The organism is Methylobacterium radiodurans, from assembly GCF_003173735.1.
In the GTDB taxonomy this organism is placed as follows: Bacteria; Pseudomonadota; Alphaproteobacteria; order Rhizobiales; family Beijerinckiaceae; genus Methylobacterium; species Methylobacterium radiodurans.
Window position 1 is genome coordinate 2,568,749 of record NZ_CP029551.1, and the last position, 22,738, is coordinate 2,591,486.

Here is a 22,738-nt window from a genome sequence, read left to right on the forward strand (position 1 = left end):
GCCGCCTCGATCCAGGGGCGGGCCTGGCGCGAGCGCTGCGCCGACCCGTCCGCGCAGGCCGATGCGGCCCTGATGGTCCAGGCCTACGGGCTGCCCGAGCTGCTGGCCCGCGTGCTCGCCGGCCGCGGCATCCGCCCCGACCGCGCCGAGGCGTATCTGCATCCGCGCCTGCGGGAGCTGATGCCGGACCCGGACAGCCTGCTCGACATGGAGATCGCCGCCAAGCGCATCGCCCGCGCGGTCCGTCGCGGCGAGGTCGTGGCGGTATTCGGCGACTACGACGTGGACGGCGCCGCGAGCGCGGCCCTGCTCGCCGGCTACCTGCAAGGCCTCGGCGTCACCGCCCGCATCCACATCCCGGACCGGATCACCGAGGGCTACGGGCCGAATGTCGGCGCCGTGCGGGCGCTCGCCGCGGAGGGCGCGAGCCTCCTTGTCTGCGTCGATTGCGGCACCAGCGGCCACGGCCCCCTGGAGGAGGCGGAGAAGCTCGGCCTCGACGTCGTCGTGCTCGACCACCACGCCGCCTCCGAGATGCTGCCGCCCGTGCGCGCGGTGGTGAACCCGAACCGCCTCGACGACCTCTCCGGCCTCGGCCATCTCTGCGCGGCCGGTGTGGTCTTCCTGACGCTGGTGGCGGTGAACCGCGTGCTGCGGCGCGAGGGATTCTTCGGCGGCAGCCTGACCGAGCCGAAGCTCACCGACGCCCTCGACCTCGTGGCTCTGGCGACCGTCGCCGACGTGGTCCCGCTGACGGGGCTCAACCGCGCCTTCGTGGTCCAGGGCCTCACCGTGATGCGCGGCCGCGGGCGCACCGGCCTCGCCGCCCTGTTCGATGCCGCCTCCCTCGACGGGCCGCCGGAGGCCTGGCATCTCGGCTACCTGCTCGGTCCCCGCATCAACGCGGGCGGCCGCATCGGCGACGCGAGCCTCGGCGCGCGGCTTCTCCTCAGCGCCGACAGTCTGGAGGCGGTGCGGATCGCCGCCGAGCTGGACCGGCTCAACCGCGAGCGCCAGCTCATCGAGGCGCAGGCGGTGGCCGACGCCGAGGCCGCGATGGACCGGGTCCTCAGCCTCGACCCGGACCGCCCGGTGCTCGTCGCGGGCAGCGCCGACTGGCATCCCGGCGTAGTCGGGCTGATCGCCGCCCGCCTGAAGGAGCGCTTCGGCCGCCCGGCCTTCGCCTTCGCCCTGCGTCCGGACGGGACGAGCACGGGCTCCGGCCGCTCGGTCGCGGGCGCCGATCTGGGCGCGGCGGTGCGGGCCTGCGTCGATGCCGGGCTCGCCGCCAAGGGCGGCGGCCACGCCATGGCGGCGGGCGTGACGCTCCAGGGGCAGGACCTCACCCGCTTCGAGGCCCACTTGACCGAGTGCCTTGCGGCGGCCGTCGCCGAGGCGCGTGCGGCGGACGTGCTCCTGATCGACGGGACGCTCAGCGCGGGCGGGGCGACCGCCGAGACCGTGCGGCTGATCCAGCGGGCCGGTCCCTTCGGCCAGGGCGCGCCGGAGCCCGTCTTCGCGTTGGCCAACCACCGCATCGTCGATGCGGGGGTGGTGGGCACGAGCCATGTCCGGGCGCGGCTCCGCAGCCGCGACGGTCAGCTCATCGGCGCGATCAGCTTCCGCACAGCCCAGGGCCCGCTCGGCCGCGCGCTCCTCGGCGCGATCGGCCGGGAATGCCACGTCGCCGGCACGCTCTCTTGCGACCGCTGGCGCGGGGCGGAACGGGCGCAGCTGCGCATCTGCGACCTCGCGCCTGCCGATTGAGTGCGGGCGCAACGAGGCTGTTGACTCCGCGGCGGCCCCCAACCATAAGACCCCGGCGCGGCCCGGACGGGCCGCTCGTTTGGGGGAATGTCCCGAGCGGCAAAGGGGGCGGACTGTAAATCCGCTGCGTAAGCTTCGAAGGTTCGAGTCCTTCTTCCCCCACCAAACGATCCTACGAATTGTCGGACAGCCTAGCGGTTCGCTTCTCAAGCGTCCCGCTTCATGCTATCCGGCAGGGCGTGCGGGTGTAGCTCAATGGTAGAGCAGCAGCCTTCCAAGCTGAATACGAGGGTTCGATTCCCTTCACCCGCTCCAAAATTCCGGGGCGAAAAGATCAGCCCGCGCGGGGGTTTTAGCCCTCAGGTCTTTCGCCCGGCCCTCATAACCGCACCCGCCTGATAGCCGTGTCAGCTCTCATGGGGTGATGTCGCCAGGCGCGGCACAGGCCACCGTTCTGCCGACAGGCTCCGCCGCCGCTCCGTGTTTGTGCCGCATCGTCCACGACGCGCCAGCATCGACGTCAATGGACGTCGCGCTCAGCGTGCGGAACCTCAGGCCGCATCGCTCGGGCCACCACCTTCCTCACCTCCTCTAGGATCAGCACGAGGCTGGCGACGGCGGTGCAGAACAGCCAGTCCCCGGCACTCAAGGCCACCGTGGAGAAGCCCTGCTGCAGCAGGGGCGTGTAGACGACGGCAGCCTGGAGCAGGAGCGTGACGATGATCGCGCCCCAGAGCCAACGGTTCCGGAACAAGCCCACAAACGCGCTCGCCCGTCCGGAGCGGGCGTTGAGGGCGTTGAAGAGCTGGCTCAGCACGAGCGTCGTGAAGGTCATGGTCTGCGCGTAGGCGAGGGTGCCTTGAGCCGGGAGATCTCGGCCCTCGACCAGCCCGCCGGGCAGGCAGGCATCGAGCACGAACAGGCAGCAGCCCGCGGTTACGAGCCCGATGAAGCCGATATTCCACGCCATCGCGCCGGTCAGCACGCCCTCGGCCCGGGGGCGCGGCGGTCGCGTCATCGCGGCCGGATCCGCCGGGTCGACAGCGAGGGCGAGCGCCGGCGCGCCGTCGGACACGAGATTGACCCATAGGATCTGCGTCGCCAGCAGCGGCAGCACCAACTCGCCGGCCGTGAAGGACAGGCCGAGGACGGAGGCGAGCAGCACGCCGAAAGCCATCGTCGCCACCTCGCCGAAATTCGATGACAGCAGGTAGCGCAGGACCTTGCGGATGTTGGCGAAGATCGACCGGCCCTCCTCGACCGCCGCCACGATGGTGGCGAAGTTGTCGTCGGCGAGCACGATGTCGGCCGCCTCCCGGGACACGTCGGTGCCGGTCACCCCCATGGCGATGCCGATCTCCGCCGCCTTCAGGGCGGGCGCGTCGTTCACGCCGTCGCCGGTCATGGCGACGATGAGGCCGTTGCGCTGGAGCGCTCGGACGATCCGAAGCTTGTGCGCGGGCGCGACGCGGGCATAGACCGAGATGGTGCGCACGGCCGCGTCGAGGCCCTGCGGCGACAACGCTTCGAGGTCCGCCCCCGAGAGGACGGTCCCGTCGCCGGGAATGCCGATCTCGGCCGCGATCGCGGCAGCGGTGCGCGGATCGTCGCCCGTCAGCATCATCGGCCGGATGCCGGCGGCCCGGGCGCGGGCCACCGCCTCGCGCGCCTCCGGGCGGGGCGGGTCGCTCATGCCGACCAGGCCGAGGAAGACCAGATCCCGCTCGACGCTGTCGTCCGGCGGCGCGGCCTCGCCCGCCGGCAGGGATCGTTCGGCCACGCCCAGGGTGCGCAGGCCCCGCCCGGCGAGCGCCGCATTGGCGGCCAGGATGGCGTCGCGGCGCTCACCTGTGAGCGGCCGGTCCTGCGCACCGGCGCGCTCGCGCGTGCAGCGCGACAGGACCGTGTCGGGGGCGCCCTTCGCGGCGACGAGCCGCCGACCGTCGTCGCGGTGGACCGTGCTCATCCGGCGACGCTCCGAGGAGAACGGGATCTCAGCGACGCGGGCGAGGCGGCGGGAGAGGACGTCGAGGTCTAGCCCGGCATTCCGTGCGGCGAGGAGCAGGGCGCCCTCTGTCGGATCGCCCTGTACGGTCCAGCCGCCGTCGCGCCGCTGCAGCACGGCGTCGTTGGCGAGCGCGCCCGCGCGGAGCGCCGCCTCCACCTCGGCGCGGCGCTCCGCGTCCCGGTCGAGGCCCGCGGGGGCGGGATCGAAATCGATGGCACCGCCCGCCGTCACGACCGTCCGGACCATCATCTCGTTGCGGGTAAGGGTGCCGGTCTTGTCGGAGGCGATCACGTCGGCCGAGCCCAGGGTCTCCACCGCCGCGAGGCGACGCACGATCGCGTGCCGACGCGCCATCCGCAGCACGCCGAGGGAGAGGGCCGCCGTGACGATCGCCGGCAGGCCCTCCGGGACCGCCGCCACCGCGAGCGCGACGGCGAGGATCAGGGTATCGAGCAGGGCCGGGACGGTGCGGACACCTTCGGCGAAGATAATCGTCGCCGCCATGGCGGCCGCGATCACGAGGACCGCCAACCCGAGGCGCCGGCCGAGCCGGGCGAGGGCGGCCTGGAGAGGCGTGGTTTCCTCCGGCGTCGCGTTGAGCAGGCCGGCGATGTGCCCGAGTTCGGTCCGCATCCCGGTCGCCGTCACCACGCCGAGGCCCCTCCCGGCGCTGACCGTGGTGCCGCTGAACACCATGTTGCGCCGCTCCGCCAGGGCCGCGCCGGTGGCGAGGGCGGCGGTGTCCTTCGGCACCGGGACGCTCTCGCCGGTCAGGGCGGCCTCGTTCGTGCGCAGGGCATTCGCCTCGATCAGCCGTGCGTCGGCGGGGATCGCGTCACCCTCCTCGAGCCGGACGATGTCGCCGGGCACCAGCTCGGTGGCTGGGATCTCCCGCCGCACTCCGTCGCGGATCACCCGGGCCCGGGCCGCCGACATCCGCCGCAACGCCGCGATGGCCTGGGCGGCCCGCGCCTCCTGCACGTAGCCCATCGTGCCGTTGAGGAGCACGATGGCGAGGATCGCGAGGGCTTCGAAGGGCAGACCCGCTCGGTCGTCCCGCAAGGATTCCTCGACCCAGACACCCGCCGAGACAAAGGCGGCGACGACGAGAAGCAGGACCAGCGGGTCGGCGAATTGGGCGAGCAGCCGGCGCCAGGCCGGAACTGGCGGCCCGGCGCGCAGGGCGTTCGGGCCGGATCGCGCCGCCCGGGCGCGCACGGCCTCGCCGCCGAGCCCAGAGGCGGCGTCGGTCCCGAGGGCAGCCAGCACCGCCTCGACGCGCAGGGTCTCGGGGCGAGCCGCGACGCGATCCGGCTCGTCTTCGGCCGCGCGGGGGAGGGACGCTCTCGTCTGCTCGCTCACCGGATCTCCCTCCATTGGCTGGCCTCTCAGCGGTGGCGTCCGCTTCGATCATCAATTGAGGAGGCGGCTCGGCCTCGATCCGGTGCACCGTGTGCGCGTGTCCGGGCGGCCGGATCTCACCCTCTCACCGTGCGGGGATAGTCATGATCGAGAACCTGCGGAACATCCTCGTCGCGCTGACCGAGCGGCTCGGCGACGAGACGCCCTCCAGCGCGCTCGCCTACGGCCTTTCTCTGGCGGAGGGTGCGCAGGCGCGCGTGACCGTCCAGGCGGTCTCGCTGCGGCTGGTCCTGCCGCATCCCTGGATCAGCCGCTTCGTCGCCATGGTGGTCGCCGCCGAGAACCGGCGGCTGCAGAGCCTGGCTCAGGAGGTGGTCGAGCGGGCTCGGGGCGATGCGAGCGCCGCCGGGATCCTGTGCACGCCGCTGGCCGAGCACCTGACCTACGACGACCTGCTGGCGAGCGTCACCGGTCAGGCGCGGATCCACGACCTCGCCGTGGTCGATGCCGAGCCGGAGGTGCTGGCGGGCAGCCGCGGCGTGATCGAGACCCTGCTCTTCGAGAGCGGTCGTCCGGTGATCGTCGTCCCGCGCGGCTGCGAGGCGGCCGCGCGGCGCCGGATCCTGGTGGCCTGGGACGGGAGCGCCCAGGCCGCCCGCGCGCTGCACGACGCCCTGCCGCTCCTCGTTCGCGCCGAGCACGTCGAGATCGTGGCGGTAGCCGGCGAGAAGGACCTGTCGCGGTCGGTGCCGGGCGCCGAGGTGGCGCCGGGCCTCGCGCATCATGGGGTGCCGGTGACCGTCACCAATCTGCCGGTCGGGGACGGGGACGTCGCCGGGACCCTGCGCCGGCACGTGACGGCGATGGGGGCCGACCTGATCGTGATGGGCGGCTACGTGCACTCGCCCCTGCGCGAGATGGTGCTCGGCGGGACGACGCGGGAGATGCTGCGTTCCTCCCCGGTCCCGCTCCTGATGGCGCATTGACGGGCGCCCATTCTCGCGGGCCTGTCGGGGGGAGGGGTCGCGCGGGCCGTCTCCTGTCCCCGCAGGCGGGGAGAAGCCCAAGCTGCGCGTCGCGAACCGGCGCCTCATCGGTCCCCGGCCGGCTTCCCTTCCCCGCCCCGCGTCTCGTAGGGCCATTTCCAGCCCAGGATCTCGGGCAGGTCCTCGCCGTGTTCGCGGATGTGGAGCTTGTGGGCTGTCAGGCGATCGCGAAAATCCTGCTTGGCCTGCGCCGCCCGCGTGACCAGTCCCGGCACCCGGTCGATCGCCTCGATGGCGAGATGAAACCGATCGAGTTCGTTGAGCACCACCATGTCGAAGGGCGTCGTGGTGGTGCCCTCCTCGATGAAGCCGCGTACGTGCAGGTTGGCGTGGTTGGCCCGGCTGTAGGTCAGGCGGTGTATCAGGTAGGGATAGCCGTGATAGGCGAAGATCACCGGCTTGTCCCGCGTGAACAGGCTGTCGAACTCAGCCTCGCTCAGCCCGTGCGGATGGTTCTTGCTCGATTGCAGGGTCATCAGGTCGACCACGTTGACGACGCGGATGCGCAGGCCAGGGACCGCCCGCTTCAGGAGGTCGACGGCGGCCAGGGTCTCGAGGGTCGGCACGTCGCCGGCGCAGGCCATCACCACGTCGGGCTCCAGGCCGATCTCGTCGGTGCCGGCCCAGCGCCAGATGCCGATGCCGGCCTCGCAATGGAGGCCCGCCTCCTCGGCCGTGAGCCATTGCGGCTGCGGCTGCTTGCCGGCCACGATCACGTTGATGCGGTCGTAGGTCCTGAGGCAGTGGTCGCCGACCCAGAGCAGCGTGTTGGCGTCCGGCGGCAGGTAGACGCGGACGATGTCGGATTTCTTGTTGGCGACGAGGTCGATGAAGCCGGGATCCTGGTGGCTGAAGCCGTTATGGTCCTGGCGCCAGACGTGTGAGGTCAGGAGATAGTTCAGCGACGAGATCGGGCGGCGCCATCCAAGCTCCCGCGAGACCTTCAGCCACTTGGCGTGCTGGTTGAACATCGAATCGACGATGTGGATGAAGGCCTCGTAGCACGAGAACAGGCCGTGGCGGCCGGTCAGCAGGTAGCCTTCGAGCCAGCCCTGGCAGAGATGCTCGCTCAAGACCTCCATCACCCGTCCCTCGCGGGCGAGGCCGACGTCGTAGGGCTCGATCTCCTCCATCCAGACCCGGTCGGTCACCTCGAACACGGCGTCGAGCCGATTGGAGGCGGTCTCGTCCGGGCCCATGATGCGGAAGTTGCGCGCCTCGGCGTTGAGCGCGGTCACATCGCGCAGGTAGCGCCCGAGCACCCGCGTCGCCTCGGCGGTGACGGCGCCGGGCGCGGGCACATCCACGGCGTGGTCCTGCCAGCGGGGCAGCTTCAGTTCCCGGCGCAGGAGGCCGCCGTTGGCGTGCGGGTTGGCGCCCATGCGCCTGTGGCCCGCGGGCGCTAGGGCGGCGAGCTCGGGCCGCAGGCGCCCGGTCTCGTCGAACAGGGTCTCGGGCGCGTAGGACCGCATCCAGTCCTCCAGGATGCGGCGATGGTCCGCGTCGGTCCGGGCGGTGCCGACCGGGACCTGGTGGGAGCGCCAGAACCCCTCCACCTTCTTGCCGTCGACGGTCTTTGGCCCCGTCCAGCCCTTGGGGCTGCGCAGCACGATCATCGGCCAGCGCGGGCGGTTGCCGTCCGCTTGCCCGGCCCGCGCCGCGTCCTGGATCGCCCGGATGCGGTCCACGGCCCGGTCGAGCGTCGCGGCCATCGTTCGGTGCATCGCCTCGGGCTCGTCGCCGACGACGAAGAAGGGCTCGTAGCCGAGGCCCGTGAACAGCGTCCGGAGCGCTTCGTCCGGCATTCGGCCGAGCACGGTCGGGTTGGCGATCTTGTAGCCGTTGAGGTGCAGGATCGGCAGCACCGCGCCGTCTGTCACCGGGCTCAGGAAGGCGGCCGATTGCCAGGAGGCGGCAAGCGGCCCGGTCTCGGCCTCGCCGTCGCCGACCACGCAGGCGGCGATCAGGCCGGGATTGTCGAGGACCGCCCCGAAGGCGTGGACGAGGGCGTAACCGAGTTCGCCGCCCTCGTGGATCGAGCCCGGCGTCTCCGGCGCGACGTGGCTCGGGATGCCGCCGGGAAACGAGAATTGCCGGAACAGCCGGCGCATCCCGTCCGCGTCCTGCGCGATGTCGGGATAGACCTCGCTGTAGGTGCCCTCCAGGTAGGTGTTGGCGACGATGCCGGGGCCGCCATGACCCGGGCCGCAGATGTAGATCACGTCGAGGTCGCGCGCGCGGATCAGCCGGTTGAGGTGGACATAGATGAAGTTGAGGCCCGGCGTGGTGCCCCAGTGGCCGAGCAGCCGCGCCTTGATGTGCTGCGGTTGCAGGGGCTCGCGCAGGAGCGGGTTGTCGAGCAGGTAGATCTGTCCGACCGAGAGGTAGTTCGCCGCCCGCCAGTAGCGGTCGATGAGGGCGAGGTCCTCGCCCTCGAGCGGGGTGGAACGCGGGGCCTGTCCCTGCGGGTCGGTCGGCCGGGTCGCTGGCTCGGTCACTGGAACTCTCCTCCTGGCAGGCAGGGCAGGGACGGCGCCTCGCGGGAGACGCCGGAGCTCGGCGGGGCTCACGCCCCGAAGATCACGCGGCGGAAGCGGACGAGGGCGACGGCGAAATAGACGCTGCCGAGGGCTGCGAGGGCGAGGAGCTGCGGCCAGACGATCGAGAGGCCGGCGCCGCGATAGAGCACTGCTTGCGCGAGGGCGACGAAGTGCGGCGTCGGGCTCACCACCTGGACGAAGACCTGCAGCCAGCCCGGCATGCTCTCCATCGGCGTGCTGCTGCCCGAGAGCAGCTGCATCAGCAGCAGGATCGGGATCACGAGGAGGCCGAACTGCCCCATGGAGGTCGCGACGGTGCCGAGCAGGATGCCGAGCGCCGCCACCGCCAGCGCGTAGAGCCCAGCCCCGAGCAGGAACAGGGCGATGGATCCGGCGATCGGCACGCCGAGCCACCCCTCCACCACGAAGACCAGGGAGAGCCCCGCCGCCACCAGGATCACGAGCCCGTTGGCCAGGACCTTGGCGAGCATGATCTCGACGGGCACCAGCGGCATCACCAGGAGGTGCTCCACCGTGCCCTGCTCGCGCTCGCGGATCAGCGCGGCGCCGGTGAGGATCACCGTGAGCAGGGTGATGTTGTTGATCACCTGCATCACCGAGGTGAACCAGCTGGTCTGGAGGTTCGGGTTGAACTTCGCCCGGGTCACCACCCGCACAGGCGCGGTCGCCGAGAGGTCGCTGCGGGCCGCGAAGCGGGCGACCTCGTCCGCGATGATGGTCTGGATGTAGACCGAGCCGTTGCCGGCCTGGGTCATGGCGGTGGCGTCCACGTTGACCTGGACCGAGGTCGGGTGGGCCGAGAGCACGTCCTGCTGGAGGCGCGGCGGCAGGTCGATGACGAAGACCAGCCGGCCGCTATCCATGGCAGGGTCGATCTCGGCCGGCGTGATCGGCACGACCTTCTTGAAGAGCGGCGGAACGAGGGCGCTCACGATCTGCCGCGAGAGGTCGGAACGGTCCTCGTCGACCACCCCGATGGTCAGGTCGCGCACCTCGGTCGAGGCGCCGGCGGCGACCGTGTAGACGGCGAACGAGAAGGCGTAGACGACCAGGAACAGCATGACCGGGTCGGCGCGGATACTGTAGAGTTCTTTGACGACGAGGCGCAGGACGTTGGCCGCGTGCGTGGCGAGGCTTGACGGCGGGGCGGTGGTGAGGCCCTGCGGGGTCGCGTCCATCTCAGGCCTCCTGCTTGCGCAGGAAGAGCTGCGACAGGACCAGGAACAGCAGGGCGAAGCCCGCCAGCACCGCGAGGTTGAGCTCGAGTTCCCGGAAGGGCAGGCCCTTGGTGAAGGTGCCGGCCGTCACCGGCTGGTACCAGGCCGGCGGCAGCGAGAGGCCGATCACCCGCGCGCTGCCGGTGAGCGACGAGATCGGCACGATCAGCCCGGAGAAGTTGACCGCCGGGATGACCGACAGGAGCGCGGTGGCGAAGACCGCCGCCACCTGCGTCTTCATGAAGGTGGAGATAAGCTGGCCAAACCCTGTGGTGGCCACGACGTAGAGCAGCGTACCGAGGGTGAGGGCGGTAAACGACCCCTTCACCGGCACGTCGAAGACGAGCCGCGCGACGACGACCAGGAGCCCGAAGGCGATCATGGCGATCACCACGTAGGGCAGCTGCTTGCCGACCAGGAACTCGAACTTGGTGACGGGCGTCGATCGGAAGTTGGCGATCGACCCGGTCTCCTTCTCGCGGACCACCGCGATGGCCGACATGATCGCCGGGATCAGGATCAGGAGCAGCATCATGACGCTCGGCACCATGGCGTTCACGCTGCGGAAGGCCTGGTTGTAGAGGAAGCGCGTCTCGACGCTCACGGTCTGGCCCGAGGCGGCGACCCCCCGGCGCTCGACGACCAGTTCCTGGCCGTACCGGCTCGCCAGCCGGGTCACGTAGCCCCGGCTGGTCTCGGCGCGGAACGGCATCGCCCCGTCGAGCCAGACGGCGACCTCGGGCACCCGGGCGGCCTGGAGGTCGAGGCCGAAGCGGGGCGGGATCTCGAGGGCGACCTGGACCTGGCCGCTGCGGAAGCGCTCGTCCAGCTCGGCGGCCGAGCGGATCGGCGCCTGCGCGCTGAAGTAGCGCGAGCTGGTGAAGGCCTCGACGAGCTGCCGGCTTTCCGGGCTGTCGTCCTGGTCCAAGGCCGCGAAGCGCAGCCGCTCGACGTCGAACGAGATCCCGTAGCCGAAGGCGATCATCAGGAGGATCGGCCCGGCGAAGGCGAAGGCGATGCGGATCGGATCGCGCAGAAGCTCCATCGACTCGCGCCGCGCATAGGCCCAGAGGCGGCGCGGATCGAAGCGGCGGCTCGGCAGGGCGCCGGTTAGCGGGACACGGGGCGGCGGGATGCGGCTCGGTGGACCGGCAGGGGTAGGGGCCTCCATCCCGGGGGATCGCGGCGCGAGGCCGGCGGCCTCCGCGAGATAGCCGATGAAGCAGTCTTCGAGGGAAGCGCTGCCGCGCTCGCGCACGAGGTCGGTCGGCGTGCCGACAGCCAGCACCTTGCCGGCATGCATGAGCGAGATGCGGTCGCAGCGCTCCGCCTCGTTCATGAAATGGGTGGAGAGGAAGATGGTGACGCCCTCGTCGCGCGAGAGGGCGATCAGGGTGCGCCAGAAGGCGTCGCGGGCGATCGGGTCGACGCCCGAGGTCGGCTCGTCGAGGATGAGCAGGGACGGCCGGTGCAGCACGGCCACCGCCAGTTGCAGCCGCTGCTTGATGCCGAGGGGAAGGCTGTCGGGTCGCGCGTCCTTGACGGGCTCCAGCTCGTAGCGCGCCAGCAACTCCGCGATCCGCACCGGGCGGTCCTGCGGCGGCAGGTGGTAGAGCTCGGCGTGCAGCCGGAGGTTCTGCAGCACCGTCAGCTCGCCGTAGAGCGAGAAGGCCTGCGACATGTAGCCGACGTTGCGGCGCGTCTGCATGTCGTCGCCGCTGACCGGCCGGCCAAACAGCTGCGCGGACCCCTCCGTCGCCGGCAGGAGCCCGGTGAGCATCTTCATCGTGGTGGACTTGCCGCAGCCGTTCGAGCCGAGGAAGCCGAAGATCTCGCCGCGGGCGATGCGGAAGCTGACGTCGTCGACCGCCGTGAAGTCGCCGAAGCGCCGGGTCAGATGCTCGGCCTCGATCGCCGGCACCGCGCCGTGCTCGATCGGGCGGGGCCGCAGCACTACGGGCTGGTGCCGGGCCTGCTTCTCGGGCGGCAGGAGCGCGATGAAGGCCGCTTCCATGTCCGGCCGGCCCGTCCGGGCGAGCAGGTCGGCCGGCGTGCCGGCGGCGATGACCCTGCCGCCGTCCATGGCGACCAGCCACTCGAAGCGCGAGGCCTCGTCCATGTAGGCGGTCGCCACGACGACGCTCATGCCGGGCCGGCGCGCCCGGATCGACCCGATCAGGTCCCAGAACTGCCCGCGCGAGAGCGGATCGACGCCGGTGGTCGGCTCGTCGAGGATCAGGAGGTCGGGATCGTGGATCAGCGCGCAGCACAGGCTGAGCTTCTGCTTCATGCCACCCGACAGCTTGCCGGCCGGCCGAGCCTCGAACGGGTCGAGGCCGGTGGCGGTCAGGAGATCGGTGATGCGCGCCCGCCGCTCGGCCCGGCCCTGACCGAACAGCCGGCCGTGGAAGTCGATGTTCTCGAACACGCTGAGCGTCGGGTAAAGGTTTCGGCCGAGCCCCTGGGGCATGTAGGCGATGCGCGCGCCCTGCCGCGCGCGGTGGCGCCGCTCCGCCATGTCGCCGCCCAGGACCTCGACGCGGCCCGCCTGGATCCGGCGCACCCCAGCCACCACGGCGAGCAGGGTCGACTTCCCGACCCCGTCGGGACCGATCACCCCGACCATTCGTCCGGAGGGTAGCGCCAGGGACACGTCGTCGAGGGCTATCGTCCCACCGTAGCGGTGCGCGACGTGATCGAGCCGGACGACCGCGTCTGCACCGAGCCCGGTCGCGGGCACTCGTCCGGGCGGCCCCGTCATGGCAGCCTCACCGCGAGGTCGGCGGGCCAGGCGACGTCGGGCTTCGTGCGCACGAAGCCGAGGCCCCGCACGCCGGTCTTCACCCGTTTGCGGTAGGTCTTGAGGACCTGCGGATCGATCTGGAGCTTGATCCGGAAGGTCAGCTTCTCGCGCTCCTCCGCCGTCTCGACGCTCTTCGGAGTGAATTGTGCGTCGGCGGCGACGAAGCTGATCGTCGCCGGCACCACGTATTGCGGCACCGGATCGAGGATGATGCGGGCCTCGTCGTTCAGCGCGAGGGGGCCGGCCTGGGCCGCCGGCAGGTAGATCGTCATGTAGACGTCGGCGAGGTCGAGGAGCGTGAGGACCCGGGTGCCGGCGCCCACCACCTCCCCCTCCCGCGCCAGCCGGTACTGCACCCGCCCGTCGCGGGGCGCTCGCAGCACGAGATCGACCAGCATCGCCTCGAGCCGCTGGACGTCGGCCTCCGCGCTTTGGACGGCGAACTTCGCCTGATCCTCCTGCGCCACGGCGGCGTCGAGCGCGGCCCTGGCGGCGTCCGCCGCGGCCTTGCGCTGGTCGAAGACCTGCTTGGTCATGTAGCCCTTGCCGACCAGCTCCTTGCCACGATTGAAGTCGGTCTCCGCGAAGGTGAGCACGCTTCGGCGCTGGGCGATCAGGGCCACGGCCTCCGCCAGGGCCTTCTTGGCGCGCAGGACCTGGGCCTGGGCGCCGCGCAACTGCGCCTCGGTCTCGGGCGAGGAGATCGTGGCGACGACTTGGCCGGCGCTCACGTCGTCGCCCTCCTTGACCGAGAGCTTGGCGATCCGGCCCGGATACTTCGCCGCGACGTCGATCTGGGTCGCCTCGATGCGGCCGTTGGACTTGGCGATGCCCTCCGGCATGGTCGCGCCGCGCAGCCGGTTGATCAGGCTCATCAGGCGCGATCTCGCGCCCGCGGCCGGCTCCGCGCCGGCCGGCTGGGGCGCCAGGACGATGCCGGCGGCGAGGAGGATCGCGCAGAGCGGGACGCGGCGGAGGGACCAGTTCATGCGGTCGCCACCGGTGCGGTCCGGGCGAGCAGACGCACCGTGTGGCGCACGATCGTCAGCTCCTCGTCGGTCGGGACGATCCGGATCTCTGCCCGGCTCTCCGGCGCGTCGATCCGCTCGGCGCCGGCGCGGTTCGCCTCCGCGTCGAGCCTCAAGCCCGTCCAGCCCAGAGCCGCCACGATCCGCTCGCGGATCGGCGGCGCGTTCTCGCCGATGCCGGCCGTGAACACGAGCGCGTCGAGGCCGCCGAGCGTCACCGCGAGCGCCGCCACCGCCTGCGCCACCCGCCGGCAGAAGACGTCGAGGGCGAGTCCCGCCTCCGGCCGGTTGCTCGCGAGCAGCGCGCGCACGTCGCCGCTGAGGCCGGACAGGCCGAGGAGCCCGCTCTCGTGATAGAGCATGTGCCCGACCTCGGACGGGCTCATGCCCTTGTGCTCGATAAGGTGGAGCACCGCCCCGGGATCGAGGCTCCCGGAGCGCGTCCCCATCGGCACCCCGTCCAGCGCGGTGAAGCTCATGGTGGTCTCGCGCGGATGTCCGTCGTGCAGAGCGCAGAGCGAGGCGCCGGAGCCGAGATGGGCGATCACGACCCGACCGGTCGCGACCTCGGGGGCGATCGCGCGCAGGCGTCCGGAAACATACTCGTAGGACAGGCCATGGAAGCCGTAGCGCCGCACCCCTTCGTCGTAGAGGGCGCGCGGCAGCGCGAAGCGGTCGGACGCCTCCGGCTGGCCGCGGTGGAAGGCCGTGTCGAAGCAGGCGACCTGCGGCAGGTCGGGTCGGCGCTGCCGCAGGACGCGGATCGGGTCTAAGTTGCGGAGCTGGTGGAGCGGGGCCAGAGGAATGAAGCCCTCGAGCTGGCGCAGCACCGCATCGTTGATCAGGACCGGCTCCGCGTAGGTCGGCCCGCCATGGACGACGCGGTGGCCGACCGCCGTGATCGTGGCCTCGCCGACGAGGTGCTGGAGCCGGTCGGCGAGGACGTGCTGGGCCGCCGCGGCGTCGGGGACCTCCTTGGTCGAGAAGCTGCACTGCTCCACGACCCTGCCGGCCCCGTCCTTCACGTCGAGCGCCGGACGGCTGCCGATGCCGCTCATCGCGCCCGAGAGAAGAGCGGCGGGCGCGCCGTCCGCGACGCGGTACAGCTTGAACCTGATGGACGAGCTGCCGGCATTCACGACCAGGACGACGCCGATCATCGCGCTCGTCCGCTGACGAAGCGGGAGGACGGCACCGGGGCAGGGGGCGACACGCGACACGACATCGTCCTTGCTCCTCGTTGCGGTCGAAGAATCAATCCTGGGGGGCGGGGCTCGCAGGGCGCGCCCGCCCCGCGCGGGGGGCGCGACTCGCGGCGAACCCGGCGGGCGCCACAGGGCCCGACTGTCTCGGATCCATCAGCCGGGCGTGCGCCACCAATCGTCACGCTTCGAACAGCGGTGACGATGACGCCTTCTCACGACGTCGATGCCAGCAAAACACCGCCCATGATGCGATAGCTCGGCTCTAACATATGACATTCTGTCCCCGAAATCTGCTGCTAAGCAGGCGGAGTTGCGCTGTCGACCTACGATAACACCGTATGGTTGTGTGTCGTCAATGGGATTTGCGTCGGAAATATTTGGAGATACCTTCATCACCTGGAACTCAACCGGTAGGATTGCGTTCCCTGGTTGTCGTGGCTTCGGCTGCACCATCCTCGTCGGGCCCCGCATCGACCGAGGTGCTCTCTCCGCGCCGCCCGGCTCGACCAACCGCCGAGGCCGCAGACGCGAGAACCGCGGGATCCCGAGACCGGAGAGAACGGACGACCGATGCTGCGCCCGCGCCTGATCCCGCCCGACGACGTCTTTCCGCCGAACCCCTGGGCGATCGAGGCCGTGCGCTTCGACGCCCGTCTGGCGCACGATCTCACCGGCCAGGCCGAGACGATGTTCGCCCTCTCGAACGGGCATCTCGGACTGCGCGGGATCGCCGACGAGGGCAGGCCGGTGGCCGAGCCCGGGACCTACCTCAACGGCTTCTACGAGCACCGCCCCATCGTGTACGGTGAGCGGGCCTACGGCTTCCCGTCCCGCGGCCAGAGCATCCTGAACTGTCCCGACGGCATCGCGATGGGGTTGACCGTCGACGGCGAGCCCTTTGCCTTGCCCGAGGCCGAGATCCTCTCCTACCGGCGGGTCCTGGACTTCCGGACCGGCACACTCGACCGCGACGTGCGCTGGGTGACGGCGGCGGGCAAGTCGCTGCGTCTTCGGACCTGCCGCCTCGTCTCCCTGGCGCAGCGCGACCTCGCGGCGATCGAGTACGTGCTAACCGTCGAAGCCGGGGAGGCGGAGGTCGCGATCACCTCCGAGTTGCGCAACGACCAGCCGCTTGCCACCGACACCTCCGATCCGCGCCTGGCAGAGGGCTTCGTCGGGCGGGTACTGCACCCGGCCGGCACGCGCTCCGAGGCGCTGCGGGCGATCCTGTCCTATCGCACCCGCAGCTCGGAGCTCGTGCTCGGCTGCGGCATGGACCACGCGGTCGCCGCCGAGTGCCCCCTGACGACGCGGGTGAGCTGCACCGACGACCTCGCGGCCCTCGTCTTCCGGGGCGTCCTCCCACCGGGCGGGTCGATCCGTATTCACAAGTTCCTGAGCTATCACTACTGCGCCACGGCGAGCCCCGAGCAGATCCGCGCGCAGGTGGGACGGGGGCTCGACGGCGCGATCCAGAGCGGCTTTCCGGCAATCCTCGCCCGCCAGCGCCAAGACGTCGACCGCTTCTGGGAGCGGGCTGACGTGACCGTGGAGGCCCCGACTCCGCGCACGCAGCAGGCGCTACGCTGGAACCTGTTCCAGCTGATGCAGGCCACCGAACGGGCGGAGGGGCATGGCATTCCGGCCCGCGGCCTGACCGGGCGGACCTACGAGGGGCACTACTTCTGGGACACGGAGATCTACATCCTGCCGTTCCTGGTCTACACGAACCCGCTTATGGCTCGGAGCCTGCTCAAGGTTCGCTACGCCATGCTGGACAAGGCCCGCGCCCGAGCCCGCGAACTCGGCCATCGCGGTGCAACCTTCCCGTGGCGGACCATCAACGGCGAGGAGGCTTCGGCCTACTACGCCGCCGGGACGGCCCAGTATCACATCAATGCCGACATCGCCTACGCACTGCGCAAATACGTCGAGATCTCGGGCGACCTCGAGTTTCTCCACGATTACGGCGCCGAGATGCTGGTCGAGACCGCCAGGCTGTGGTGCGATCTCGGCTTCTTCTCGGAGCGGATGGACGGCCGCTTCTGCATCAACGGCGTGACCGGCCCGGACGAGTACACGGCGCTCGTCAACAACAACTGCTTCACCAACCTGATGGCGCGGGACAACCTGCGCTACGCGGCCCGGACCGTGCGGGCCCTGGAGCACGACAACCCCGAGGGCTACGTCTCTCTCCTGCGCCGCACCGGCCTCGACCCGGCCGAGCCGGACGCCTGGGAGACCGCCGCCGACCGGATGTACCTTCCCTATGATGAGCGGATGAGGATCCACCCGCAGGACGACAGCTTCCTCGACTTGGAGACCTGGGACTTCGCGGCGACGCCGGAGGAGAATTACCCGCTGCTACTGCACTACCACCCGCTGAACCTTTACCGCGCCCAGGTAATCAAGCAGGCCGACGTGGTGCTGGCCATGTTCCTGCTGAGCGACCAGTTCAGTCCGGAGGCTAAGCAACGCAACTTCGCCTATTATGACCCGCTGACCACCCACGATTCCTCGCTCTCCGTCTGCATCCAGAGCATCGTGGCGAATGAGATCGGCTTGGCGGAGAAGGCGCTCCACTATTTCGACTTCGCTTTGGCGATGGACCTGTCCGACATCGGCGGGAACATGATGCACGGGGTGCATATCGCGGCGATCGGCGGCACTTGGCTGGCGCTGGTCTACGGCTTCGCGGGCCTGCGCGACGCCGGGGGCCGCCTGACCTTCGATCCCTGCCTGCCCGAGAGCTGGGCTCGGCTGCGCTTCACTTTGGCGGTGCGCGGACGGAGGATCGGCGTCGACATCGACCGCGCCACCGCGACGTACCGGCTCATCGCGGGCGAGGAGCTGATCGTCTGGCACGGCGACGCGTGCGTGCGCCTCACGCCGCAGGAACCGGTCGTCGCCAAGGCCTTGCGCAGGCCGCCGCGCGCCGAGAGCGAGTGAGCGCAATCGCCATGACTCGAACGCTCCGCGCAGTGATCTTCGACGTCGACGGTGTGCTGGTGGATTCGCCGCACGAGCAGGCCTGGCGCGAGGCGCTGGCGGGGTTCGCCGATCCGGCAGGCTTCACCACCGCTTTCTACCAGGCCCATGTCGCCGGAAAGCCCCGCCTGGAGGGCGCGCGGGCCACCCTGGAGCGACTCGGCGGCCCAGGGGCTGCGGCCTCGGCTGCCCTCTACGCGGACCGGAAGCAGGCAGCGATCGAGCGCCTCATCGCGGAAGGGGATTTCGCGGCCTTCCCGGACGCGGTTCGCTTGGCGCTGGGGCTGGAGCGGACGGGGATGCGCCGGGTGCTGGCCTCCTCCTCGAAGAACGCCGACGCGATGCTGGCGCGCGTGGACCTGCCCGACGGGCGACAGCTGCTGTCGCTGTTCGACGCGGATGTAAGCGGGCGCGACCTGCCCCGCGGCAAGCCCGATCCGGCCCTGTTCCTGCTCGCGGCCGACACCGCTGGCGCCGAGCCGGCCCAGTGCGTCGTCGTCGAGGACGCCCCGGCGGGCATCGCGGCGGCCGTGGCCGGCGGCATGGCCGCCCTCGGCATCGCCCGGCTCGGCGACGCGGCCGGGTTGAGTGCGGCCGGCGCCGACCTCGTCGTGACATCCCTCGATGATCTCGACGTCGCCGCCCTCGCGGTCGGGATCCTGCGCGCCCATCCGCCCGCAGGGCCCCACACGGCGTGAACGCCGGTCCACCGCCGCGATCATCGGCTCCGTGGCCATTGACGATAGATGATAATCGTAATATTAAATGATCGCACGGTTGAAGTCCGAGCGGCCATCGCGGAGTCGGCCGCAGAGGCGAGATTGCTGATTGGTCACAACGGCTCGTCCGTTGCGGCCTGCCTACCTGCGAAGACGGCCGCGGCCCGTGGCGCGGCAGAACGCCATAGATGTCCCGTCCGAGGGGCGTCCCGAGATCGCGCGTTTGTCCTCCGAACGCGCGGTGCATCGACCGGCCCGCGCTCTGCCCCCTCGCGCAGGTCGGTCGATTGCCGTGTGCGGATAGCCTGGGATGACACGCCCGCATCGAGCGACCCGGCACCGATGAGCCCTTCAATATATGATTTCTTGCATCTATATGAATCTCTGCAACCGCGAAGGACGATAGGATGCCGAGGGTTTCGCAGGAGCAGGCCAAGCTCAACCGCCAGCGGGTCGTGGAGGTCGCATCCTCCCTGTTCCGGGAGCGGGGCCTCAACGGCATCGGCGTCGTGGACATCATGGCGGCCGCCGGCCTGACCCACGGTGGGTTCTACGGACAGTTCGCCAACAAGGATGCCCTCGCGGCGGAGGCGTTCGATGTCGCGATCCGCGCCGAGTACGAGGCGAACCTCAATGCCTTCATCGAGAACTACTTGTCGATCGGCCACGTGCACACGCCCGGCCGGGGATGCCCGGTCGCCGCACTGGTGAACGATATCGGGCGCGAGCCGTCCGGGAGCGCCTTGCGGGCTCGTTTCACCCATGCCGTCAAAGGGCTCGCGGGCCTCATCGCGGACAGGCTGCCGAAGATGTCGAAGGAGCGTCGCCGGCAACGGTCCCTGGTCGCGCTCTCAACCATGGTCGGGGCAGTTGTCCTGGCGCGCGGGGTCGACGACGAAGCGTTGGCCGACGAACTGCTCAAGGCGGCCCGCAGCACCATCACCGGCTGAGGCATTGCGAAACCGCGCCCTTCCAAGGGGACCTCATCACCGGAGGGTGAGTTACGCCGCCTGGCGTCATGCATCACGATATATTATGACTATAATATAAGCACCCTCTTCGGCGGCAGACCTGCCGGGCACCCGGAAGGCGTGCTGAGGACTGTGACGCGGGGACCTCATGGACATCAGGACGCGTCGACTGCTCACGGCCCCGCTCGTGCCGACCCTGGCCCGGATGGCCCTGCCCAACATCCTGGTGATGTCGGTCCAGACCTGCGTCGGATTGATCGAGACGTACTACGTGTCGACGCTCGGGACCGACGCGTTGGCCGGGATGGCCCTGGTCTTCCCGGTGGTGATGCTGGTTCAGATGCTCTCGGCCGGCGGGATGGGGGGCGCCATCCAATCGGCGGTTTCGCGCACGCTGGGTGCGGACCGGCCGGCGGAGGCCGCGCTCCTGGCCTGGCACGCGACGATGCTCGGACTCGCGCTCGGCATCGCGACGAGCCTCGTCGCCCTTCCGTTCGGGCCGACCCTCTACGCGGCGATGGGCGGGGCCGGAGGCTCTCTCCAGGCCGCGACCACCTATGCGGGCATCGTCCTCGGCAGTGCGGTCCTGATCTGGCTGTTCAACGCGCTGGCGGCGGTGATCCGCGGCACCGGCAACATGGCGTTCCCGGCCGCAGTCACATGCGTCGGGGCGGTCGTACTGGTCCCGCTCTCACCCGCGCTCATCTTCGGCTGGGGACCGTTTCCCGGGCTCGGTGTCGCGGGCGGCGGCGTGGCGTTCGCGCTCTATTACGCCGCGGGCTCCGCGCTCTTCGCGGCCTATATCTGGTCCGGCCGCGGCGTGCTGCGCCCGAGCCGGCGCCTGCCGAAACTGACCTGGGGCCCGTCCCGGGAGATCCTGCGCATCGGATTGCTCTCGGGGATCGCCAGCGTGACCTCCAACGTCACGGTGATCGCCGCCACCGCCTTCGTCGGTGCGGATGGACCGGCGGCCGTGGCCGGATACGGGACCGGCGCGCGCCTCGAATACCTTCTGGTTCCCCTGGTCTTCGGTCTCGGCTCACCCATCGCGGCGGTCGTCGGCACCGCGCTTGGCGCCGGCGATTATGCCCGCGCCCGTCAGGCCGCACTGACGGGCGCCGTCGTCGCAGGTATCCTCACGGAGGCTATCGGGATCGCGGGCGCCCTGCATCCGGTCGCTTGGCTCGGCTTGTTCGGTGACGAGCCGGCTATGCTCGCCACAGGCTCGCTCTACCTCTGGATTGTCGGCCCGTTCTACGGGTTCTTCGGTGCCGGCCTGGCCCTCTATTTTGCCGCCCAGGGCGCGGGCCGCGTCGGCTGGCCGCTCACCGCCAGCCTGCTTCGCCTGGGGGTGGCGCTCGGCGGCGCCTGGGTCGCCTCGGCACTCGGGTTCGGTTTGGGCGGGACCTTCCTCGCTTTGTCGGCCGGGTTCGTCACCATGGGACTCATCAACGCGGCAGCCTTCGCGACGGGCAGGATGATTCCGCGCGGCCCGACCGACCAAACGTCCTCGACGCCCTTGCGGCTCGCGCCTGCCGCGGGTGCGGTCGCGAGGCGCTGACCATCCTGCTGGAGGAAACGCCGTCGATGCCTGCCACATCCACCCGGCGCGGTCTCGGCGACCGAGCGCTCCGGCTCTTGCTCGCGACGGTCTTCGTCGTCGCGGCCGGGATGAAGCTCACGGCCTCCGACTTCGAGGTCCAGAACTTCGCGCGCTTCGGCTACGCATCCTGGTTCATGTACGCGGTGGGATTCACCCAGCTGCTCGGCGCCGGCCTGCTTTGGATCCGGGGCTACGTCGCCTACGGGGCGATCGTCCTGGCCGCCCTGATGGCCGGCGGCGTCGCGAGTCACCTGCGTGCCGGCGACCCGGTCGTGATGGCCGCTCCGGCGCTCGGATTGCTGGTGCTCCTGGTCGGCCTCGCGGTCAACCGGCGCGACGAGCTCTCATCCCGACGCGGCTGAACGACAGGAACGATCGAGCCGTACTCAACCCGCGAGGGCCGTGGCGGCAGCCCGAAAGGCATTCTGATCGACTGAGCCGAGTTGCCGGGTAACCGCCTCCTGAGCCTGCTGCCAGAGGGGATATGCCTCGGTCAGGAGCGTGCGGCCTGCGTCGCTGAGGGCGACCCGCCGGACGCGACGATCCTCCGCATCGCCCTGGACGGTCACCAGACCGCGGCGCTCCAAGGGCTTCAAGTTGGCCGTGATGGTCGTACGGTCCGTCGCCAGGTGCTGAGCCAGGGCGCTGATGGTTGGCGGTTCCTCGCGCACCAGCATCATCAGCAGCGTGAATTGCCAATTCGACAGGCCGGTGGGTCGAAGGGCGGCATCATACCGGCGCCCGAGGGCCCGCGCGGCCTTCTGCGCCGCGAAGCTGTAGCAGCTCCGTTCGACGGATGCGGCCAGTGTCGCGGTGAGGGCGGGATCAGTCGACATCACAAGTCCATTCGACGGTTGATACCAACCATATAGGTGCACATGCGGTCCGCCCAGCTTCGACGCAGGTGTAGGAAACAGGGATCTATAAGGTTGATACCAACTATGTGTGCCGTCGCACGGCGACCTGCCGAATAGGGTTATATCAACTCTATCACGGCCAGGCCGCCGCGGCTCCCCGGGGAGAACCAGGGCCGAACGCTCGGTCGATAGGGAGAACTTCGATGAGCACGCGTTCCATCATCGTCACCGCCGCGATCGCCACCGGTGTCACCGCTTCGGCCAGCGCTCAGGATGGTCGAACCTTCCAGACATGGGGCCATACGTTCAGCGTCCCCGGTTCGAGCACGGATCCGGGCGCGGTCGCGAACCCGGTACAGGATGCGGACCGTTCGGACGCCCCCCGGCGCACCTACGTTTCCGGCCAGGTCGATCCCGCAGACGCGCGCAAGAACCTCGCGCCCGCCACGACCTCTCAGGTGATCAATGTGTGGGGCGCGCGCGTCGAGGTGCCGGCTCGCTGAACGGCGGTCGTGAAGGCCCTGCGCTTCGACCGGCGCGGCAAGCCGCCTCGACGAACCGCCGCGGCTTGCCTTTTTAAAATGACGTATGTAATTTATTTCG

15 protein-coding genes and 2 tRNA genes are annotated in these 22,738 nt (G+C 70.4%); 10 read left to right on the forward strand and 7 right to left on the reverse strand.

Features of this window, described 5'->3' with window-relative positions; all coding sequences use genetic code 11:
- Window positions 1-72 precede the first annotated feature (72 nt).
- The 3 genes from recJ (at window position 73) to DK427_RS11865 (ending at window position 2,082) form a co-directional block, all read left to right on the forward strand.
- Window positions 73-1,767, forward strand: a complete 1,695-nt coding sequence (gene recJ / locus DK427_RS11855) for a single-stranded-DNA-specific exonuclease RecJ (RefSeq protein WP_245931009.1) — start codon at window positions 73-75, stop codon at window positions 1,765-1,767.
- An 81-nt stretch (window positions 1,768-1,848) separates the two neighbouring features.
- Window positions 1,849-1,932 (forward strand) — tRNA-Tyr (locus DK427_RS11860).
- 76 nt (window positions 1,933-2,008) lie between these two features.
- Window positions 2,009-2,082, forward strand: a tRNA-Gly gene (locus DK427_RS11865).
- 205 nt (window positions 2,083-2,287) lie between these two features.
- Here DK427_RS11865 and DK427_RS11870 read toward each other — a convergent pair.
- Complete coding sequence (locus DK427_RS11870; RefSeq protein ID WP_425452584.1) at window positions 2,288-5,137, reverse strand: cation-translocating P-type ATPase; 2,850 nt, start codon at window positions 5,135-5,137, stop codon at window positions 2,288-2,290.
- Window positions 5,138-5,280: 143 nt separating this feature from the next.
- On the opposite strand from DK427_RS11870, the gene DK427_RS11875 reads away from it, so the two are divergent.
- Window positions 5,281-6,123, forward strand: coding sequence for a universal stress protein (locus tag DK427_RS11875; protein ID WP_109951438.1), 843 nt, complete (start codon window positions 5,281-5,283; stop codon window positions 6,121-6,123).
- Window positions 6,124-6,227: 104 nt separating this feature from the next.
- On the opposite strand, the gene DK427_RS11880 is transcribed toward DK427_RS11875, so the two are convergent.
- The 5 genes from DK427_RS11880 to DK427_RS11900 form a co-directional block, all read right to left on the reverse strand.
- Window positions 6,228-8,681 carry a phosphoketolase family protein gene (locus DK427_RS11880; protein ID WP_109951439.1) on the reverse strand — a complete coding sequence of 818 codons (2,454 nt, stop codon included), beginning with the start codon at window positions 8,679-8,681 and terminating at the stop codon, window positions 6,228-6,230.
- A 68-nt stretch (window positions 8,682-8,749) separates the two neighbouring features.
- Entirely contained in the window at window positions 8,750-9,922 is a 1,173-nt protein-coding gene (locus DK427_RS11885; protein ID WP_109951440.1) for an ABC transporter permease, read from the reverse strand.
- Between the two features lies 1 nt (window position 9,923).
- Window positions 9,924-12,722, reverse strand: a complete 2,799-nt coding sequence (rbbA, locus tag DK427_RS11890) for a ribosome-associated ATPase/putative transporter RbbA (RefSeq protein WP_109951441.1) — start codon at window positions 12,720-12,722, stop codon at window positions 9,924-9,926.
- The gene (locus DK427_RS11895; RefSeq protein ID WP_109951442.1) at window positions 12,719-13,753 is read right to left on the reverse strand and encodes an HlyD family secretion protein; all 1,035 of its coding nucleotides are present in this window, start codon (window positions 13,751-13,753) and stop codon (window positions 12,719-12,721) included. Before DK427_RS11895 ends, rbbA begins: the two co-directional genes overlap by 4 nt.
- Window positions 13,750-14,952: an acetate/propionate family kinase gene (locus DK427_RS11900; RefSeq protein WP_109951443.1), complete on the reverse strand. Its 1,203-nt coding sequence runs from the start codon at window positions 14,950-14,952 to the stop codon at window positions 13,750-13,752. The genes DK427_RS11895 and DK427_RS11900 overlap by 4 nt, the downstream gene beginning before the upstream one ends.
- A gap of 615 nt (window positions 14,953-15,567) precedes the next feature.
- On the opposite strand from DK427_RS11900, the gene DK427_RS11905 reads away from it, so the two are divergent.
- The 5 genes from DK427_RS11905 to DK427_RS11925 all read left to right on the forward strand — a co-directional run bounded on the left by DK427_RS11905 (window position 15,568) and on the right by DK427_RS11925 (window position 21,640).
- Window positions 15,568-17,946, forward strand: a complete 2,379-nt coding sequence (locus DK427_RS11905; RefSeq protein WP_109951444.1) for a glycoside hydrolase family 65 protein — start codon at window positions 15,568-15,570, stop codon at window positions 17,944-17,946.
- Window positions 17,947-17,957: 11 nt separating this feature from the next.
- On the forward strand, window positions 17,958-18,683 hold the full coding sequence (locus DK427_RS11910; protein ID WP_109951445.1) for an HAD family hydrolase: 726 nt from the start codon (window positions 17,958-17,960) through the stop codon (window positions 18,681-18,683).
- A 428-nt stretch (window positions 18,684-19,111) separates the two neighbouring features.
- Window positions 19,112-19,654 (forward strand): TetR/AcrR family transcriptional regulator, encoded by a 543-nt coding sequence (locus DK427_RS11915; RefSeq protein ID WP_109951446.1) that lies wholly within the window; start codon window positions 19,112-19,114, stop codon window positions 19,652-19,654.
- Between the two features lie 169 nt (window positions 19,655-19,823).
- The gene (locus DK427_RS11920) at window positions 19,824-21,236 is read left to right on the forward strand and encodes an MATE family efflux transporter (RefSeq protein WP_109951447.1); all 1,413 of its coding nucleotides are present in this window, start codon (window positions 19,824-19,826) and stop codon (window positions 21,234-21,236) included.
- 26 nt (window positions 21,237-21,262) lie between these two features.
- Window positions 21,263-21,640, forward strand: a complete 378-nt coding sequence (locus tag DK427_RS11925; RefSeq protein ID WP_109951448.1) for a DoxX family protein — start codon at window positions 21,263-21,265, stop codon at window positions 21,638-21,640.
- Window positions 21,641-21,664: 24 nt separating this feature from the next.
- Here the strand turns inward: DK427_RS11925 and DK427_RS11930 are convergent, their stop codons facing one another.
- Window positions 21,665-22,114 carry a MarR family winged helix-turn-helix transcriptional regulator gene (locus DK427_RS11930; protein WP_109951449.1) on the reverse strand — a complete coding sequence of 150 codons (450 nt, stop codon included), beginning with the start codon at window positions 22,112-22,114 and terminating at the stop codon, window positions 21,665-21,667.
- Window positions 22,115-22,338: 224 nt separating this feature from the next.
- On the opposite strand from DK427_RS11930, the gene DK427_RS11935 reads away from it, so the two are divergent.
- Complete coding sequence (locus tag DK427_RS11935) at window positions 22,339-22,638, forward strand: hypothetical protein (RefSeq protein ID WP_109951450.1); 300 nt, start codon at window positions 22,339-22,341, stop codon at window positions 22,636-22,638.
- Window positions 22,639-22,738 lie beyond the last annotated feature (100 nt).

Bases quoted from the DNA above. Each gene is read 5' to 3' on its own strand.
- recJ (WP_245931009.1), top strand. From the start codon at position 73: ATGGTCCAGGCCTACGGGCTGCCCGAGCTGCTGGCCCGCGTGCTCGCC.
- DK427_RS11875 (WP_109951438.1), top strand. From the start codon at position 5,281: ATGATCGAGAACCTGCGGAACATCCTCGTCGCGCTGACCGAGCGGCTC.
- DK427_RS11885 (WP_109951440.1), bottom strand. From the start codon at position 9,922: ATGGACGCGACCCCGCAGGGCCTCACCACCGCCCCGCCGTCAAGCCTC.
- rbbA (WP_109951441.1), bottom strand. From the start codon at position 12,722: ATGACGGGGCCGCCCGGACGAGTGCCCGCGACCGGGCTCGGTGCAGAC.
- DK427_RS11895 (WP_109951442.1), bottom strand. From the start codon at position 13,753: ATGAACTGGTCCCTCCGCCGCGTCCCGCTCTGCGCGATCCTCCTCGCC.
- DK427_RS11900 (WP_109951443.1), bottom strand. From the start codon at position 14,952: ATGATCGGCGTCGTCCTGGTCGTGAATGCCGGCAGCTCGTCCATCAGG.
- DK427_RS11905 (WP_109951444.1), top strand. From the start codon at position 15,568: ATGCTGCGCCCGCGCCTGATCCCGCCCGACGACGTCTTTCCGCCGAAC.
- DK427_RS11910 (WP_109951445.1), top strand. From the start codon at position 17,958: ATGACTCGAACGCTCCGCGCAGTGATCTTCGACGTCGACGGTGTGCTG.
- DK427_RS11915 (WP_109951446.1), top strand. From the start codon at position 19,112: ATGCCGAGGGTTTCGCAGGAGCAGGCCAAGCTCAACCGCCAGCGGGTC.
- DK427_RS11920 (WP_109951447.1), top strand. From the start codon at position 19,824: ATGGACATCAGGACGCGTCGACTGCTCACGGCCCCGCTCGTGCCGACC.
- DK427_RS11925 (WP_109951448.1), top strand. From the start codon at position 21,263: ATGCCTGCCACATCCACCCGGCGCGGTCTCGGCGACCGAGCGCTCCGG.
- DK427_RS11930 (WP_109951449.1), bottom strand. From the start codon at position 22,114: ATGTCGACTGATCCCGCCCTCACCGCGACACTGGCCGCATCCGTCGAA.
- DK427_RS11935 (WP_109951450.1), top strand. From the start codon at position 22,339: ATGAGCACGCGTTCCATCATCGTCACCGCCGCGATCGCCACCGGTGTC.